The sequence below is a fragment of the Rhizobium sp. BK112 genome (assembly GCF_014193215.1).
In the GTDB taxonomy this organism is placed as follows: Bacteria; Pseudomonadota; Alphaproteobacteria; order Rhizobiales; family Rhizobiaceae; genus Rhizobium; species Rhizobium anhuiense.
This window is the reverse complement of record NZ_JACHYZ010000003.1, coordinates 380,430-394,752: the sequence shown is the minus strand read 5'-3', so window position 1 is coordinate 394,752 and position 14,323 is coordinate 380,430. Positions and strand designations below refer to the sequence as shown.

Annotated in this window: 10 protein-coding genes; 5 read left to right on the top strand and 5 right to left on the bottom strand. The window is 62.3% G+C overall.

Annotated elements, in window-relative coordinates:
* Positions 1-35 precede the first annotated feature (35 nt).
* The gene (gene rhaS / locus FHT75_RS11295; RefSeq protein ID WP_028755720.1) at positions 36-1,031 is read right to left on the bottom strand and encodes a rhamnose ABC transporter substrate-binding protein; all 996 of its coding nucleotides are present in this window, start codon (positions 1,029-1,031) and stop codon (positions 36-38) included.
* A gap of 48 nt (positions 1,032-1,079) precedes the next feature.
* On the bottom strand, positions 1,080-1,892 hold the full coding sequence (locus FHT75_RS11290; RefSeq protein ID WP_028755721.1) for a DeoR/GlpR family DNA-binding transcription regulator: 813 nt from the start codon (positions 1,890-1,892) through the stop codon (positions 1,080-1,082).
* A gap of 199 nt (positions 1,893-2,091) precedes the next feature.
* On the opposite strand from FHT75_RS11290, the gene FHT75_RS11285 reads away from it, so the two are divergent.
* Together FHT75_RS11285 and rhaI are read left to right on the top strand one after the other, a co-directional pair.
* Positions 2,092-4,188 (top strand): bifunctional rhamnulose-1-phosphate aldolase/short-chain dehydrogenase, encoded by a 2,097-nt coding sequence (locus FHT75_RS11285; protein ID WP_183844859.1) that lies wholly within the window; start codon positions 2,092-2,094, stop codon positions 4,186-4,188.
* A gap of 218 nt (positions 4,189-4,406) precedes the next feature.
* Positions 4,407-5,699: an L-rhamnose catabolism isomerase gene (rhaI, locus tag FHT75_RS11280; RefSeq protein ID WP_097622734.1), complete on the top strand. Its 1,293-nt coding sequence runs from the start codon at positions 4,407-4,409 to the stop codon at positions 5,697-5,699.
* 90 nt (positions 5,700-5,789) lie between these two features.
* On the opposite strand, the gene FHT75_RS11275 is transcribed toward rhaI, so the two are convergent.
* Positions 5,790-6,248: a carboxymuconolactone decarboxylase family protein gene (locus FHT75_RS11275; RefSeq protein WP_183844860.1), complete on the bottom strand. Its 459-nt coding sequence runs from the start codon at positions 6,246-6,248 to the stop codon at positions 5,790-5,792.
* 126 nt (positions 6,249-6,374) lie between these two features.
* Here FHT75_RS11275 and FHT75_RS11270 point away from each other — a divergent pair, with 126 nt between their 5' ends.
* Together FHT75_RS11270 and FHT75_RS11265 are read left to right on the top strand one after the other, a co-directional pair.
* Positions 6,375-7,247, top strand: a complete 873-nt coding sequence (locus FHT75_RS11270; protein ID WP_097630756.1) for a sigma-70 family RNA polymerase sigma factor — start codon at positions 6,375-6,377, stop codon at positions 7,245-7,247.
* A 267-nt stretch (positions 7,248-7,514) separates the two neighbouring features.
* Entirely contained in the window at positions 7,515-8,723 is a 1,209-nt protein-coding gene (locus tag FHT75_RS11265) for an amidohydrolase/deacetylase family metallohydrolase (protein ID WP_097630789.1), read from the top strand.
* Between the two features lie 22 nt (positions 8,724-8,745).
* Here the strand turns inward: FHT75_RS11265 and FHT75_RS11260 are convergent, their stop codons facing one another.
* On the bottom strand, positions 8,746-9,594 hold the full coding sequence (locus tag FHT75_RS11260; protein WP_097630755.1) for an IclR family transcriptional regulator: 849 nt from the start codon (positions 9,592-9,594) through the stop codon (positions 8,746-8,748).
* A gap of 157 nt (positions 9,595-9,751) precedes the next feature.
* Here FHT75_RS11260 and FHT75_RS11255 point away from each other — a divergent pair, with 157 nt between their 5' ends.
* Positions 9,752-10,609 carry an SDR family oxidoreductase gene (locus tag FHT75_RS11255; RefSeq protein WP_063476261.1) on the top strand — a complete coding sequence of 286 codons (858 nt, stop codon included), beginning with the start codon at positions 9,752-9,754 and terminating at the stop codon, positions 10,607-10,609.
* Positions 10,610-10,650: 41 nt separating this feature from the next.
* On the opposite strand, the gene FHT75_RS11250 is transcribed toward FHT75_RS11255, so the two are convergent.
* On the bottom strand, positions 10,651-14,262 hold the full coding sequence (locus FHT75_RS11250) for a hydantoinase B/oxoprolinase family protein (RefSeq protein ID WP_097630754.1): 3,612 nt from the start codon (positions 14,260-14,262) through the stop codon (positions 10,651-10,653).
* Positions 14,263-14,323: the final 61 nt, after the last annotated feature.

Genomic DNA, 14,323 nt, shown 5'->3' with positions numbered 1-14,323 from the left:
CGTCGAGCCGCCGGGCTTTTATGCGTCGCTCCGGATCAGAAGACCTTGGAGAACTGGTCGATGTTCGAAGCATTGTAGACGAAGGGATCGGCCATGGCGGCTTCGCCGTTGTCGCCGACCTTGATCTTGCCCATGCGGCCGACTTCGATCTCGCTGCCCGGCTTGCCGTCGGTTTCGCCCTTGACGAGGCGATAGGCGATCTGCGTTGCGGAGTAGCCGAGGTCGATCGGGTTCCAGATGGCGAATTCCTTCGTGGCTCCCGACTTGATCGCGCCGGCCATTTCGGAAGGCAGACCGAGGCCGGTGACGTAGACCTTGCCGACAAGGCCCTTGTCTTCGACGACCTTCGAAGCAGCGAGAACGCCGACCGTCGTCGGAGCGACGATGACCTTGACGTTCGGGTTCGACTTCAACAGGCCTTCGGCTTCACGATAGGACTTATCCGAGAGGTCGTCGCCATAAACGGTCGTGACGAGGTTGAGGCCCGGGAAATCCTTGAGCTGCTTCTTCATCTGGTCGATCCAGATGTTCTGGTTGGTCGAGGTGGTCGTTGCCGACAGGATGGCGAAGTCGCCCTTGCCGCCGTCGAGATGGTCCTTGGCGAGCGTCAGGCACATCTTGCCGATCAGCTCGTTGGACGACGGGTTGAGCTGCAGGATACGGCCTTCAGGCGCGACGCCCGAATCCCAGGAGATCACCTTGATGCCGCGTTGCGCCGCCTTCTTCAGCGCCGGAACGAGCGCGTCAGGATCATTGGCCGAAACGGCGATGGCGTTGACGCCCTGGGCGATCAGCGAATTGATGACTTCGATCTGGCCTTCGGCCGTCGTCGACGTCGGACCGGTATAGATGACCTCGACACCGCCGAGTTCCTTGGCGGCTTCCTGCGCGCCCTTGTTGGCGGCATCGAAGAAGCCGTTGCCGAGCGACTTGACGACGAGGCCGATCTTGATGTCGGCGGCGCTGGCCGTTCCCGCCATCATGGCGACGGCAAATGCCACGCCGATTGCGAGTTTCTTTGCGAGTTTCATGCTTTCATCCTCCCACTTGATTGACACTCTTCACACCTGGCCGGCGCCTCATGCGACCGACGAGGAATCCTCCTTGATTGCCTGGGCGACCGGGCTCGCGACAATGAGCCTGATGCCGGCATTTTCGATCATCCTGGCGGCTTCCTCCGGAATGCCGTCATCGGTGATCACAGTCGACACGCGCTCGAGCGGGCACAGAATGAGGCTCGAGCGGCGATGGAACTTGCTGGAATCGGCCATGACGACCAATTCGTCGGCCTGATGCATCAGCTTCTGTTCGCTCTGGATGATCAGCGCGTCGGCTTCCATGATGCCGAGCGGGCCGATACCCTGCGCGCCGATGAAGAAACGGCGGGCGTAGAAATTGCGGATCGCGTCATTGTCGAAGGGGGAGAGGATCAGGCTCTGTTCGCGATAGATCGCGCCGCCCGGCACTGTCACCGTGTTCTTCGAATGCTTGACCAGATGTTCGGCGATCGCGAAGGAATTGGTCATCACCTGCAGGCGGTGCGCCGCCATGAAATGCACCATCTGGAAGGTGGTCGTGCCGCCATTGATGATGATCGCGTCACCCGGATCGCAAAGCTCGACCGCCTGCCGGGCGATTGCGCGTTTCTTGTCGATGTTGACCGATTCCGAAACACGGAAAGGGCGCCCGGCAAGATTGCCGAGCTGCGGCGGATGCACCGCCTCGGCGCCGCCGCGCACACGCCGGATCTTGCCCTGGACATGAAGAGCCGCGATGTCGCGCCGGATCGTCGCCTCGGAAGCCTCGGTCAGTTCGGAAATATCCTGAACCGTCACGACGGACTTTTCCTGAACGGCGCTCAGAATAATGCGATGGCGTTCGCGTTCGTGCATGGGGCTCCTCCTTCAATCGTTTATTTCCCACATATGACAATGTGTCAATCAAAAACGATCATAAATTTTCATATTGCGCTGCACAATAATCGAATTTGATCGTTTTCGATTGACAAGCTGCATTTTGATGAGCGATACCGTCAACGAAAAGGGGCGCGAACCCTCGCGCCCCGATGACGATTTCATATGGGAGGATGACATGGCGGCGAACGTCCGGCTTCTGGAAAACCGGTGGGATGATGGTTACGCGGCAGGTCTCGACGAGCCCGGCAAGCTGCTTTATCGCTCCAACCTGCTCGGCGCCGACAAGCGCATCACCAATTACGGCGGCGGCAACACCTCGGCGAAGGTAATGGAAACCGATCCGTTGACCGGCGGCAAAGTCAAGGTGCTCTGGGTCAAGGGTTCGGGCGGCGATGTCGGCACGATCAAGCTCGACGGTTTCGCGACACTCTACCAGGACAAGCTGGAATCGCTGAAAGGCATCTACAAGGGCGTCGAGGATGAGGACCGCATGGTCGGCTTCCTGCCGCACTGCACCTTCAACCTGAACGCCCGCGCCGCCTCGATCGATACGCCGCTGCACGGTTTCGTGCCTTTCACCCATGTCGACCACATGCACCCCGATGCGATCATCGCGATTGCCGCATCGAAGAATTCCAGGGAGCTGACGCAGCAGATCTTCGGCGACGAGATCGGCTGGCTGCCCTGGCGTCGCCCGGGCTTCCAGCTCGGCCTCGACCTCGGCGCTTTCGTCGCCGCCAATCCGAATGCCAAGGGCGTCGTGCTCGAAAGCCATGGCCTCTTCACCTGGGCTGACGACGCCAGGGCTTGCTATGAGCTGACGCTCGATATCATCAACAAGGCGATCGTCTGGTTTGCCGGAAAGACCGAGGGAAAGACGATTTTCGGCGGCGCCGTCACGCAGAGCCTGGCCGTTGCCGAGCGCCGCGCCATCGCTGCCCGGCTGATGCCGGAAATCCGAGGCCGCATCGGCAAGCAGGAGCGCAAGCTCGGCCATTTCGACGATCAGGACGCCGTGCTCGAATTCGTCAATTCCAAGGATTTGCGCCCGCTCGGCGCGCTCGGCACCAGCTGCCCGGATCATTTCCTGCGCACCAAGATTCGCCCGCTGATCGTCGATTTCGATCCGGCCAAGCCGGATGTCGACGCGATCGTCGCCGGTCTCGACCAGGCGCTGGAGGACTACCGCGCCGATTACGCCCGCTATTACAACGACTGCAAGCATGACAATTCGCCGGCCATGCGCGACGCCAATCCAGTCATCTTCCTCGTCCCCGGCGTCGGCATGCTGTCCTTTGCTCGCGACAAGGCGACGGCCCGCATCGCCAGCGAATTCTACGTCAACGCCATCAATGTCATGCGCGGGGCGTCGACGGTCTCGGAATATCAGGGCCTGCCGGAGCAGGAAGCCTTTGATATCGAATACTGGCTGCTTGAAGAGGCCAAGCTCCAGCGCATGCCGAAGCCGAAGAGCCTCGCCGGCCGCGTCGCCTTCGTCACCGGCGGCGCCGGCGGCATCGGCCGGGCGACGGCCGCGCGCCTCGTCGGCGAGGGCGCCTGCGTGGTGCTTGCCGATATCGACCAGGCGGCGCTCGAGGGCACCGAAGCTGATTTCGTCAAGAAATATGGCGCCGACGCCGTCCGCAGCGTCCGGCTCGACGTCACCCAGGAACATGCGGTGATCGCCGCCTTCGTGGAAGCCTGCGTCGAATTCGGCGGCGTCGATATCCTCGTCTCGAATGCCGGCATTGCCTCCTCCGCGCCGATCGAAACAACCGAGCTGTCGACCTGGAACCGCAATATCGATATTCTGGCGACCGGTTATTTCCTCGTCTCGCGTGAAGCGTTCCGCCTGTTCCGCCGTCAGGCGCTCGGCGGCAACGTCATCTTCGTCGCCTCGAAAAACGGTCTTGCCGCCTCGCCGAACGCGTCTGCCTATTGCACCGCCAAGGCTGCCGAAATCCATCTCGCCCGCTGCCTGGCGCTGGAAGGTGCCGATGCCGGCATCCGCGTCAACACGGTCAACCCGGATGCCGTCCTGCGCGGCTCGAAGATCTGGAGCGGCGAATGGCGCGAGCAGCGCGCCGCCTCGTCCAAGATCGAGGTGGACGATCTCGAGGAACATTACCGCAAGCGTTCGATGCTGAAACTCAACGTGTTTCCGGAAGATATCGCCGAGGCGATCTATTTCCTCGCTTCGGATCTTTCGGCGAAATCGACCGGCAACATCATCAACGTCGATGCCGGCAACGTGCAGAGCTTTACGCGCTGATTTTTGATTGACGGCGGATGCGCCGGCCCCTCAGCCTAACCCTCTCCCGGTCATGACGGGGAGAGGGGACTTGCCTGACGAAACGTTGGGGCGGGACGGAGACGGCGCGGCAAATTCCCTTCTTCCCGTCTGAACGGGGAGAAGGTGCCGGCAGGCGGATGAGGGGCTGCCGCCACGGCAAAGTCCCAATGTTTAAAATGCATAACCGGGAGGAAGACATGGCCGAATTCAGGATCGCGCAGGATCTGGTCGCAACGGATAACGACAAGCGGGCAACCGCGCTGAAAGCCGATTACGAGGCGCTGGGCGCGGCGCTTGCCCGCCGCGGCGTCGATATCGAGGCGGTCACCCGCAGGGTTGCCGAATTCTTCGTCGCCGTTCCCTCCTGGGGTGTAGGCACCGGCGGTACGCGTTTTGCCCGTTTTCCCGGCACCGGCGAGCCGCGTGGGATTTTCGACAAGCTCGACGATTGCGCCGTCATCAATCAGCTGACGCAGGCGACGCCGAATGTCTCCCTGCATATTCCCTGGGACAAGGCGGATGCACGGGAGTTGAAGGCCAAGGGCGACGCGCTCGGCCTCGGCTTCGATGCGATGAATTCCAACACCTTTTCCGATGCGCCCGGCCAGGCGCATTCCTACAAATACGGTTCGCTCAGCCACACCGACGCGGCAACGCGGGCGCAGGCGGTCGAGCACAATCTCGAATGCATCGAGATCGGCAAGGCGCTCGGCTCCAAGGCATTGACGGTCTGGATCGGCGACGGCTCGAACTTCCCCGGCCAGAGCCATTTCACCAAGGCTTTCGAGCGTTACCTCGCCTCGATGGCTGACATTTACAAGGCGCTGCCCGACGATTGGAAGCTGTTCTCCGAACACAAGATGTACGAGCCGGCCTTCTATTCCACGATCGTGCAGGATTGGGGCACCAACTACCTGATCGCCCAGACGCTAGGCCCCAAGGCCTATTGCCTCGTCGATCTCGGCCACCATGCGCCGAACACCAATATCGAGATGATCGTCGCCCGCCTGATCCAGTTCGGCAAGCTCGGCGGTTTCCACTTCAACGATTCGAAATATGGCGACGACGATCTCGATGCCGGCGCGATCGATCCTTACCGGCTGTTCCTGGTGTTCAACGAGCTGGTCGATGCCGAGCAGCGCGGCGTCAACGATTTCAACCCGGCCCATATGATCGACCAGTCGCACAATGTCACCGACCCGATCGAAAGCCTGATCAACAGCGCCAACGAAATCCGCCGCGCCTATGCGCAGGCCCTGATCGTCGACCGCAAGGCACTCTCCGGTTATCAGGACGACAATGATGCGCTGATGGCGTCAGAAACGCTGAAGCGCGCCTATCGCGCCGATGTCGAGCCGATCCTCGCCGAAGCCCGCCGTAGGGCCGGCGGCGCGATCGACCCGATCGCCGTCTACCGCGCCAGCGGTTACCGCAAGAAAGTGGCGGCCGAGCGTCCGGCTTCCGCTGCCGGCGGCGGCGGTATCATCTGAGCGTCAATCGTCTCGCATGATCTGAGGTCATGCCAACAAAAAGTGGCCGCCGGCAGCGCAGAGGTGATGCACTGCCGGCGGCTCGCCGTTTTACGGCTTCCATTGCCCTGCGACCTGTCGGGTGGCGACGTTCAGCCGGTTCCAGATATTGATATTGGCGATGGCGACGACGAGGGCCGCAAGGCTCTTGCCATCGTAGTGCCGGGTCGCTTCATCCCAGATATCATCCGGCACCGGATCCGCCCGATCGCTGAGGCGGGTGATCGCCTCGGTGAGCGCAAGCGCGGCGCGTTCGGCATTGCTATAATAGGGGGCGTCGCGCCAGCCGGCGACGGCAAAGAGCCGCTCGTCGGTCTCGCCGTGTTTGCGGGCAATGCGCCAATGACCATCGATGCAGACGCTGCAGCCGTTGATCTGGCTGGCGCGCAGATTGACGAGTTCGAGCAGCTTTAGCGAAAGACCGGTTTCTGTCGGCACCTTGCTGAGCGCATTGAGCGCCTGCATGGCCGCGGGAAGGACGAGGGCTGGATTTCCCATTCTCTCCTGCATGACCAATTTTTCCTGCATGATATGTCTCCTTGATGCGTTTGTCGTTTGACGATCCGCCGGCGCTGTCACATCGGCCGGGTTTCATGCGTCATGGCTCTGACGGAACGCAGCGGAGGAATGTGACACATGGACGAGAAAAAATGGCTGGCCGATGAATTCGAGGCGAACAGGGCGCACCTGAGGGCTGCCGCTTATCGCATGCTCGGCTCGCGCAGCGAGGCAGATGATGCCGTTCAGGAGGCCTGGCTGCGGCTCCACCGCACGGACACGACAGGGGTCGGCAATCTCGGCGGCTGGCTGACGACGGTGGTGGCGCGCATCTGCCTCGACATGCTGCGCGCCCGCAAGACCCGGCGCGAGGAGCCGCTGGAGGCGCCGCTCCACGCCGGGATCGCCGATCCGGCGAACGATCCAGAGCGTGAGGCCGCCTTTGCCGACTCGGTCGGTATGGCACTGCTCGTGGTGCTGCAGACATTGGCGCCCGCCGAACGTGTCGCCTTCGTGCTGCACGACATGTTCGATCTGCCCTTCGACGAGATCGCCCCGATCATCGGCCGTTCGTCGGCCGCCACCCGCCAGCTCGCAAGCCGCGCCCGCCGCCGGGTGCAGGGCTTGGACGAAGCGCCTGATGTCGATCTCGGGCGCAAGCGGACGATCGCCGAGGCCTTTCTGACCGCGTCGCGGAACGGCGATCTGGAAGGCTTGATCGCGGTGCTTGCTCCTGACGTCGTCTTCCGGCCGGATGCGACGGCCGCCCGCTTCGGCACCATTGGCGAGATGATGCGCGGCGCAGCTCAGGTGGCCGAAGCCTTCAAGGGCCGGGCCCAGGCAGCCGAAATCGCCATCGTCGGTGGCGAGCTCGGATTCGTCGTGCAGATCGCGGGCCAGCTGCGCGTCGTGGTGGCGCTGACGATCGACGATGGCAGGATCGCCGCGATCGACGCCATCGCCGATCCGGATCACCTGGAACGGCTCGACTATTCGATCCTTCGAGATTGAAAACAAACGTCAATTTTCCGGATCTTCGAAACAGGCGCGCTTCGAAAGGAGCGTGCCGCTGGCGTTTCCTCAGTGGCGGGGGCCGTGTCATTTTCCTTGACAGCGGTGTGTCCGGCCTTATTCTATTATAAAGATTTATATAGCATAATTATGGAATTGTGATGGATATGCGCTGCGGCATCATCTCCAGCTTCCCCCACCTTTTCCATGATGACAAGAGATGACCGAGAGTGATCTCGGTCCGAGACTTCGAAAGGAATGCATATCATGTCCGGCGATCAGGCGAAGAAGCCGCTCCTCCTCACCAATGTCAAACCGATGGCTTTCGCTGCGGGCACGTCCGAGGGGGTGATCGACATTCTCGTCAATGCCGACGGCAGGATCGCCGAGATTGCTCCGTCGCTTGCGGTCTCGCAGGATGTAGCGCGCATCGACGGCAAGGGCGCCTTCATCTCACCCGGCTGGGTCGACCTGCATGTGCATATCTGGCACGGCGGCACCGACATTTCTATCCGTCCCTCCGAGTGCGGTGTCGAGCGCGGTGTCACCACGCTGGTCGATGCCGGTTCGGCCGGTGAGGCGAATTTCCATGGCTTCCGCGAATATATCATCGAGCCCTCGCGCGAGCGCATCAAGGCCTTCCTGAATCTGGGCTCGATCGGCCTCGTCGCCTGCAATCGCGTCGCCGAACTCAGGGATATAAGAGATATCGATCTCGACCGCATCCTCGAAGTCTATGCCGAAAACAGCGAGTATATCGTCGGCATCAAGGTGCGCGCCAGCCATGTCATCACCGGCTCCTGGGGCGTCACGCCGGTCAAGCTTGGCAAGAAGATCGCTAAAATCCTGAAAGTGCCGATGATGGTGCATGTCGGCGAGCCGCCGGCACTCTACGACGAAGTGCTCGAGATCCTCGGCCCCGGCGACGTCGTCACCCATTGCTTCAACGGTAAGGCCGGTTCGAGCATCATGGAGGACGAGGACCTCTTCAGCCTTGCCGAGCGCTGCGCCTCCGAGGGCATCCGTCTCGACATCGGCCATGGCGGCGCCTCCTTCTCCTTCAAGGTCGCCGAAGCGGCGATTGCGCGCGGGCTGCTGCCGTTCTCGATCTCGACCGACCTGCATGGCCATTCGATGAACTTCCCGGTCTGGGACCTGGCGACGACGATGTCGAAGCTGCTGAGCGTCGGCATGCCTTTCGACAAGGTGGTGGAAGCCGTCACCCATGCGCCGGCATCCGTCATCAAGCTGTCGATGGAGAACCGGCTTTCGGTCGGCTCTCAAGCCGAATTCACGATTTTCGACCTGGTCGATTCCGACCTCGAGGCGACGGATTCCAATGGCGACGTCTCGGTTCTCAACAAATTGTTCGAGCCGCGCTACGCGGTGATCGGCGCCGATGCCTTCGCCGCCAGCCGCTATGTGCCGCGGGCACGCAAGCTGGTGCGCCACAGCCACGGCTATTCCTACAGGTAGGATTGGCTGAAGAGGGCGACGCTCAGCGGTTGCGCCAGCCCATCAGCTTTTCGATCCGTTCCGCCGAACTGCGCACATGCGCGGTGTAGTGGTTCTCGTCGGAAAAGGCCTTCTGTTCCGGCAGCACGATGGAAATGGTGGCGACGCACTGGCCGTCGCGGTCGCAGATCGGCGAGGCGATGCAGGCAACCGCATAATCCGATTCCCCCGCCTGGATCGACAGGCGCGACTCGAAGGCCTTGGCGGCGGCTTCCGACAGTGTGCTCGGATCGATCTCGGCGCGGCCGGTCGGGGAAGAGCGGGCGCAGCGCTTGAACAATTCGATGCGCTCGTCTTCGGGCAGGTGGCCGACGAGCAGGCGACCGGACGCCGTCCAGTTCAGCGGCACCCGGGTGCCGACGCGGGAGGCCACCTGGAAGTGGCTCGGGCCGTCGGCCATGGCCAGCACCAGCATATAATCGCCGTCGCGGCCGCAGACCTGCACGGTTTCGCTGGCCTGGCGGCAGAGATCGTGCATCTCGTGGGTGGCGATGCTCATGAAATCCAGCGACCGCGCATAGGCAAGGCCGTAGTGATAGAGCCGGGCGCCGAGCCAGATCGAGCCGTCGGCCTGGCGCGTCAGCATGTTCTTCTCGACGAGATCGTCGACGATGACGTAAACGGTCGACAGCGGCGCCTTGACCGCCTTGGCGATAGCGTAGACGCCGGCGGGCGATCCGGTCTCATAGAGATGATCGATCACCTGCAGCGCACGGTCGATACCGCTAACACGCGCGCGGCGAGCACCCTTGCCACCGGCCTCGCCGGCAACGCTCTCATCTTCGGAATAAACTGCGGGTGATGTCTTTCCGTCCAATTCCACGCACCTCATGAAAACTGCGATTATGTTACATTACTATGGCATAGCTGTCGCCGTGGCAAATCGCAACATCTTGTAGGTTGATCGTCTGGGCGGATGTGATGGCGGTGGACTGACGTTGGAACAACCAGCCGCAGCCTGAGTTTGCCCCTCAACCCAGGAGGTCATGATGACGAATTATCCAACACCACCCTTCCCATCCCAGAAACAGCCGATGCCGGGTTTTACCGCGCAGATGGAACCGATTCCCGACCATGGCGAAAAAAGCTATCGCGGATCCGAACGGCTCAAGGGCAAGCGGGCGATCATCACCGGCGGCGATAGCGGCATCGGTCGGGCCGTGGCGATTGCCTATGCCCGTGAAGGCGTCGATCTGCTGATCTCCTATCTCGACGAGGATGAGGATGCCGACGAGACGAAACGGCTCGTCGAGCAGGCCGGGCGCAAGGCTGTGCTCGTCAGCGGCGACATCCAGGATCCCGCCCACTGCAGGCAGATCGTCGAGACGGCGGTCAAGGAACTGGGCGGTATCGACATTCTCGTCAACAACGCCGCGCATCAGGCGAGCTTCAAGAGTATCGACGAGATCAGCGACGAGGAGTGGGAACTGACCTTCAAGGTCAATATCCATGCGATGTTCTACCTGACCAAGGCAGCCGTCGCCCATATGAAGCCCGGCAGCGCCATCATCAACACGGCCTCGATCAATTCGGACAATCCGAACCCGACGCTACTTGCCTATGCGACGACCAAGGGCGCGATCCAGAATTTCACTGCCGGCCTTGCCCAGCTTCTGGCCGAGAAAGGCATTCGCGCCAATGCGGTGGCGCCGGGCCCGATCTGGACGCCGCTCATCCCTTCGACGCTGCCGGAAGAAAGCGTCAGCAATTTCGGCAAGCAGGTGCCGATGAAGAGGCCGGGCCAGCCGGCCGAGCTTGCCACAGCCTATGTGATGCTGGCCGATCCCTTGTCGAGCTATGTCTCCGGCGCGACAATCGCGGTCACCGGCGGCAAGCCCATTCTCTAATGCATGTCGCCTGGAAGTGTTCAGCGGTTCCTAGATAGGAGCTAAACCGGCTTGCCGTAGCCACCGCCGGTCGGCGTCGTGATGATTACGGCGTCACCGGCTGCGAGTATCGCCTGATCGCAGCCTTCCAGCTTTTCGACTTGGCCGTCGCCGCGGCGGATCTCGGTTTTCCCCAACTGCCCGTCTTCCCCGCCGAACAGGCCGAAAGGCCGGATCGTACGGTGCGAGGAGAGGATGCTGCAATCCATCGTCTCCAGGAAGCGGATGGTGCGCTCGGTACCGCCGCCGGAACTATATTGCCCCTTGCCACCGGAACCGCGGCGGATGTGGAAATCTTCCAGCACGACGGGAAAACGGAATTCCAGCACCTCGGGATCGGTCAGCCGCGAATTGGTCATGTGGCTGTGCACGCCATCGGCGCCGCTGAAGCCGGTGCCGTCATTGAGCACGCCGGCGGGGCCGCCGGCGCAGATCGTCTCGTAATATTGATAGGTGGCGTTGCCGAAAGTCAGGTTGTTCATCGAGCCCTGGGCTGCCGCCAGTGTTCCGAGCGCTCCGAACAGCGCATTGGTCACATGCTGGCTGGTTTCGACATTGCCGGCGACGACCGCGGCCGGATAGGCCGGGCGCAGCATCGAGCCGTCGGGCACGATGATGCGGATCGGCCGCAGGCAACCGGCATTCATCGGGATCGGCTGCTCGACCATGACACGGAAGACATAGAGCACGGCGGCGCGTGTCACCGGTTCCGGCGCATTGAAATTGGTCGGCTGCTGTGCGCTCGTGCCGGTGAAGTCGACCGTTGCCTCGCGCGCCTTCCTGTCGACGGTGATCTTCACCTTGATGACGGCGCCCTGATCGGTGGGGTAGGTGAATTCGCTGTCGCTCAGCCGGGCGATGACCCGGCGCACGCTTTCTTCGGCATTGTCCTGGACATGGCCCATATAGGCTTCGACGACGTCGAGCCCGAAATGGGCGACCATCTTGCGCAATTCGTGCACGCCCTTTTCGTTGGCGGCGATCTGCGCCTTCACGTCGGCGACATTCTGGGCAGGATTGCGGGCGGGGTAGGGGTGGTCCGTCAACATCGCCGCGAAGTCGGCCTCACGAAAACGCCCCTTATCGACCAGCAGGAAATTGTCGATCAGCACGCCTTCCTCATCGACCTTCGTCGCCCGCGGGGTCATCGAGCCCGGCGCCTTGCCGCCGATATCGGCATGATGGCCGCGCGAGGCGACATAGAAGAGGATGACCTCTCCGGCATCGTCGAAAACAGGCGTGACGACGGTGATGTCGGGCAGATGCGTGCCGCCATTATACGGTGCGTTGAGCGCGAAGACGTCGCCCGGGCGGATGTTGCCTTGGTTGAGGCGGATGATCGTTTCGACCGAACGGTCCATGGAGCCTAGATGCACCGGCATGTGCGGCGCGTTGGCGACGAGCGCGCCGGTGCGGTCGAAGACGGCGCAGGAGAAATCGAGCCGCTCCTTGATATTGACAGAATGGGCGGTGTTCTGCAGCGTCACGCCCATCTGCTCGGCGATCGCCATGAACAGGTTGTTGAAGACTTCGAGCATGACGGGGTCGGCGCTGGTGCCGATCGCCGCATTGCGCGACAGCGGGACTTCGCGGATGAGGACGATATGGTTGCGGCCGGTGAGCCTTGCCTGCCAGCCCGCCTCGACGACGATCGTCTGATGCGGTTCGATGATCAGCGCGGGGCCTTTGAGGACGGCGCCCGGCTTTAGCGCCTCGCGCTTGAAGATGCCGGCCTCGTGCCATGTTCCGCCGGAATAGAAGCGGGTGGTGCGCAGCGCTTCCGGCGCCGAGGCGTCCGCCTGAATGTCCGCCTCCTGAATGTCGGCGCCGCCGCCGATGCCCTCGACTTCGATGGAATCGACGACAACAGGCCGGTCGTCGAAGATGAAGCCGAACTGCTTCTTGTGGGCGACGGCAAAGGCTTGCGCCATCTCCTCCTGCTGCCCGAAAGCAACGGGCAGGGCCGTGTCGGTGCCCTTATATTGCAGGTGCAGTCGGGTGACGATCTCCAGATCGGCCGCCTCGACGCCTTGCAGCGTCATTTCCCCACGCACCTCCTCTTCCAGCTCGGCCCTGACGGCGCCGATCGTCGTCAAGGCCGTGTCGAGTTCGGTCAGGACGGCGCGCTGGCGCGTGGCGCGGATATCGGCAAGACCCATGCCATAGGCCGAAAGGATGCCGGAGAAGGGGTGGATCAGCACGGTCTTCATGCCGAGGCTGTCGGCCACGAGGCAGGCATGCTGGCCGCCGGCGCCGCCGAAGCAGGTGAGCGCATAGTCCGAAACGTCATAGCCGCGCTGCACGGAGATTTTCTTGATGGCATTGGCCATGTTCTCGACGGCGATGGCGAGAAAACCGTCGGCGACGTCTTCCGCCGTCCGCCCGCTGGCGATCGTCTGCGCCATCTCGGCAAAGGCGCTGCGCACCGCCTCGGCATCGAGCGGCTGGTCCTGCCCCGGCCCGAAGATTTCAGGGAAGAAATCCGGCAGCAGCTTGCCGGTCATGATGTTGGCGTCGGTGACGGCAAGCGGACCGCCGCGGCGGTAGGATTTCGGACCGGGCGTCGCCCCGGCTGAATCGGGACCGACGCGGAAGCGCGAACCGTCATAACTCAGGATCGAGCCGCCGCCGGCAGCAACGGTGTGGATTTTCATCATCGGCGCGCGCATGCGCACACCGGCGACCTCAGTCTCGAAAGCGCGTTCCAGTTCGCCGTCGTAATGCGAGACATCAGTCGAAGTGCCGCCCATGTCGAAGCCGATCATTCGGTCAAAGCCGGCGATGCGCGAGACCTCGACCGCGCCGACCACGCCGCCGGCGGGGCCGGACAGGATCGCATCCTTGCCCTGGAAGAGGTGCGCGTCGGTCAGCCCGCCGGAAGACTGCATGAACATCAGCTTCGGGCCTTCTGCGTCGCCGGTACCGAGCTCGGCGGCAACCTGATCAACATAACGCCGGAGAACCGGAGACAGATAGGCATCGACGACGGCGGTGTCGCCGCGCCCGACGAGCTTGATCAGCGGTGAAACGACATGCGAGGGCGAGATCTGCGTGAAACCGATTGCGCTGGCGATGGCGGCGGCCTGCTGCTCATGCTCGGGATAGCGGTAGGCATGCATGAAGACGATGGCGACGGCGCGCAGGCCGCTGGCATAGGCGGCTTCAAGCGCTTGTCGCAGGTCATGCTCGTTAAGGGCACGTTCCACTGTGCCGTCCGCCAACACCCGCTCGTCGGCCTCGATGACATCGGCATAAAGCAGTTCCGGCTTGACGATCTTCTTGGCGAAGATATCGGCGCGGGCCTGGTAGCCGATCTCCAGCGCATCGCGGAACCCCTTCGTCGTCACCAAGAGGGTTGGATCGCCCTTGCGTTCCAGGAGGGCATTGGTGGCGACCGTCGTTCCCATCTTCACCGCGCCGATGAGGTCGGAAGGGATCGGTTCGCCCGGCTCAAGGCCAAGCAATTCACGGATGCCGTGCACGGCCGGGTCGCGATAGGCTTCCGGATTTTCTGAGAGCAGCTTATGGGCGATGAGCGAACCGTCCGGACCGCGTGCGACGATATCGGTGAACGTGCCGCCGCGATCGACCCAGAAATCCCATTGCCTGCCCATCGTCCGGTCTCCTGTTAAACTGAAATTTTATTGACGATTTATCGATAAAATGTCAACGTTT

Coding starts and splice junctions, on each gene's coding strand:
- FHT75_RS11250 (WP_097630754.1), bottom strand. CDS start 14,262: ATGGGCAGGCAATGGGATTTCTGGGTCGATCGCGGCGGCACGTTCACC.
- FHT75_RS11290 (WP_028755721.1), bottom strand. CDS start 1,892: ATGCACGAACGCGAACGCCATCGCATTATTCTGAGCGCCGTTCAGGAA.
- FHT75_RS11265 (WP_097630789.1), top strand. CDS start 7,515: ATGTCCGGCGATCAGGCGAAGAAGCCGCTCCTCCTCACCAATGTCAAA.
- rhaI (WP_097622734.1), top strand. CDS start 4,407: ATGGCCGAATTCAGGATCGCGCAGGATCTGGTCGCAACGGATAACGAC.
- FHT75_RS11260 (WP_097630755.1), bottom strand. CDS start 9,594: ATGAGGTGCGTGGAATTGGACGGAAAGACATCACCCGCAGTTTATTCC.
- FHT75_RS11255 (WP_063476261.1), top strand. CDS start 9,752: ATGACGAATTATCCAACACCACCCTTCCCATCCCAGAAACAGCCGATG.
- rhaS (WP_028755720.1), bottom strand. CDS start 1,031: ATGAAACTCGCAAAGAAACTCGCAATCGGCGTGGCATTTGCCGTCGCC.
- FHT75_RS11270 (WP_097630756.1), top strand. CDS start 6,375: ATGGACGAGAAAAAATGGCTGGCCGATGAATTCGAGGCGAACAGGGCG.
- FHT75_RS11275 (WP_183844860.1), bottom strand. CDS start 6,248: ATGCAGGAGAGAATGGGAAATCCAGCCCTCGTCCTTCCCGCGGCCATG.
- FHT75_RS11285 (WP_183844859.1), top strand. CDS start 2,092: ATGGCGGCGAACGTCCGGCTTCTGGAAAACCGGTGGGATGATGGTTAC.